Below are 1,759 nucleotides of genomic sequence, written 5' to 3'. Positions count from 1 at the left end.
CATCGGGACCGGCCTGCGCCTGCGTCGGCACCGCCGCGAATGCCAGGATCTTGCCGTCGCGGTCGACCAGGGCGGCGCGAAGCTCCGTCCCGCCAAGATCGATCGCAAGGGCGGCTTCTGATGTCATGCCGCGACCTTCAAGCCGTGCAGCCAGCCGATGCGGCCGGCGAGGTCCTTGTCACCGAAGGCGAGCGAACCGAGAACCACGGTTTCGGCCCCGGCGGCACGCAGCAACGGCACGGTCTCGTGGCGGATGCCGCCATCGGCCGCCAGAACCACTTGCGCCTCGCGGCCGGCCTCTCTCAGGATGGCGCGGGCAGCGCCCAGCCTGTCGCAGGCCTTGTCCGACAGGCTCTGTCCCTTGACGCCGATTGCGGTTCCAAGAAGCGTCACGAAGGCGGCTTCCGGGACGAAGGCCGTCACTGCTTCCACAGGCGTCTCCAGCCTGAGTACGACGCCGGCCTCGGCGCCGAGCTCCCGCGCCAGCCGCACGGCGCGCAATCCGGCTTCGCCATTCTCGGCATGGACGCTGATCATGTCGGCGCCGGCTTCGATGAACTGGCGCGTCTGCGCCTCGACGATTGCTTCATCGACCATCAGGTGGACATGGACGGGTTTCGCCGTCAGCCCCGCAATGCGGGCGACGAGATCGGGGAAGAACAGGAAGGACGGTGCGAAATGACCGTCCGCCACATCGATATGATGAAGATCGACATAGGGCTCGATGCGCTTCAAGTCGTTTTCGAAATTGGCGAGATTGGCCGACCAGAGCGAGAATTCGGCGATCATCCGGTCGCGCGGCAATGCGGCGATGGCGGCCGGGCCTGAGAGAGGTTTCGAGATCATGACTGGTCCTGGTTGTTGAAATTCATGTCGAGAAAGTCCGCAATGGCGGCGCGAATTTCGGCGAAATGGCACTCCTTGTCGGTGGCCTTCGGCACCACCTCGGCAAAGGTCGCATTGGGGATGGCGTCGGCGAGGCTGCGGGCGGCGGCCAGCGGATGGACGAGATCGATGCCGCTGCCGATGACGGGCGTAGGGAACGCAAGGCCAGCGGCGGCTGCCCGCGTCACGCCAGGTCCATCCTCTGCGATCGCCTGCATCACCTCGGCGAAGACGGGCGCGTTTTCGCGCGCGAAGAAGCCGAGCAGGGAAGCAAGATTGTCCGGCGCTTCGGTGTGAAAGCGGGCGGCCGTCGCGGACGCCGCGAAGATATCTCGCGCCTGCGATAAAGGACGGCTGCGGATGAGCTCCGCCACTTCCACGTAAGGGCGCATGTTTTGCGGCGCCGCCTCGAAAGCCCAGGCAGGGCGCACAAGCACGAGACCGGCGACGCGGTCCGGGTGCCGGGCGGCAAGCTGCAAGGCAATGGCCGCACCCATCGAGATGCCGCCGGCGATGAAACGGTCGAGGCCGGCCGCATCCGCGGCGGCCAGCACATCATCGGCGAACATCGCGATCGAAAACGGGCGCTTGCTACCGGCGCCGGAACCGCCCTGCGCGCGGCATTCGACGGTCAGCCGACGGTATGAAGGACCATCGGGAAAGTTCTGCGCGACCTGCACTGCGTCACCGCCGAGGCCATGCTGGAAGACGACGGGAAGCCTGCCCTGCCCCGTGTCGAAGACACGAAGCGCTGCATCGTCGCGAAGCAGGATCGTCGGGGCGGCGCCCATCAGAGGAGCCTTCGCAGAAAGGCGGCGACATCGGGGGCTTCGTCGGCGGACAGGCCGTGGGTGACAAGCGGTCCGTCGAAGCC

The 1,759-nt window shown here is 66.7% G+C and carries 2 protein-coding genes and 1 pseudogene; all 3 read right to left on the bottom strand.

What is annotated here, in order from left to right:
- Positions 1–127: pseudogene (locus EN750_RS41135) on the bottom strand (ROK family protein); the annotation flags it as partial.
- On the bottom strand, positions 124–846 hold the full coding sequence (locus tag EN750_RS32775) for a ribulose-phosphate 3-epimerase (RefSeq protein WP_127399154.1): 723 nt from the start codon (positions 844–846) through the stop codon (positions 124–126). The pseudogene EN750_RS41135 and the gene EN750_RS32775, both read right to left, overlap by 4 nt.
- Complete coding sequence (locus EN750_RS32770) at positions 843–1,676, bottom strand: alpha/beta hydrolase (protein ID WP_127399153.1); 834 nt, start codon at positions 1,674–1,676, stop codon at positions 843–845. The genes EN750_RS32775 and EN750_RS32770 overlap by 4 nt, the downstream gene beginning before the upstream one ends.
- Positions 1,677–1,759 lie beyond the last annotated feature (83 nt).

This window comes from Mesorhizobium sp. M7A.F.Ca.ET.027.03.2.1 (assembly GCF_003999175.1).
GTDB lineage: Bacteria > Pseudomonadota > Alphaproteobacteria > Rhizobiales > Rhizobiaceae > Mesorhizobium.
This window is presented reverse-complemented; position numbering and strand designations above follow the sequence as displayed.

Bases quoted from the DNA above. Each gene is read 5' to 3' on its own strand.
- EN750_RS32775 (WP_127399154.1), bottom strand. From the start codon at position 846: ATGATCTCGAAACCTCTCTCAGGCCCGGCCGCCATCGCCGCATTGCCG.
- EN750_RS32770 (WP_127399153.1), bottom strand. From the start codon at position 1,676: ATGGGCGCCGCCCCGACGATCCTGCTTCGCGACGATGCAGCGCTTCGT.